This is a genomic window from Neisseria sp. P0001.S005, assembly GCF_051963715.1.
Window position 1 is genome coordinate 1 of sequence record NZ_JBQCTZ010000698.1, and the last position, 397, is coordinate 397.

Annotated in this window: 1 protein-coding gene; it reads left to right on the forward strand. The window is 54.2% G+C overall.

The window, feature by feature from the left end:
- Positions 1–366 (forward strand): ATP-binding cassette domain-containing protein (locus ACTHSP_RS22440; protein ID WP_440347063.1); only part of this gene is annotated, 366 nt, incomplete at its 5' end.
- Between the last annotated feature and the right edge of the window lie 31 nt (positions 367–397).

Genomic DNA, 397 nt, shown 5'->3' on the forward strand with positions numbered 1-397 from the left:
TACCTGACCGAGCTTTCCGGCGGCCAACGCCAACGCGCCATGATTGCCATGGTATTCTGCCAGCGCACCGACTACGTTTTACTCGACGAACCGCTGAACAACCTCGACATGTATCATGCCCGCTCCCTCATGCAGATCCTGCGCCGGCTGACCGACGAACACAAACGCACCACCGTCGTCGTCCTGCACGATATCAACCAGGCCGCCGCCTACGCCGATTACGTCGTCGCCATGAAAAACGGCCAAGTCGCCATGCAGGGCAAGCCCAACGATATTTTCACCGCCGAAAACATCAAAACCTTATTCGATATGGACGTCAACGTCCTCGATTACGAAGGCAAAAAACTGGTTATCCACCATATCTAAATCCGACAAAAAGGCCGTCTGAAACCCGATT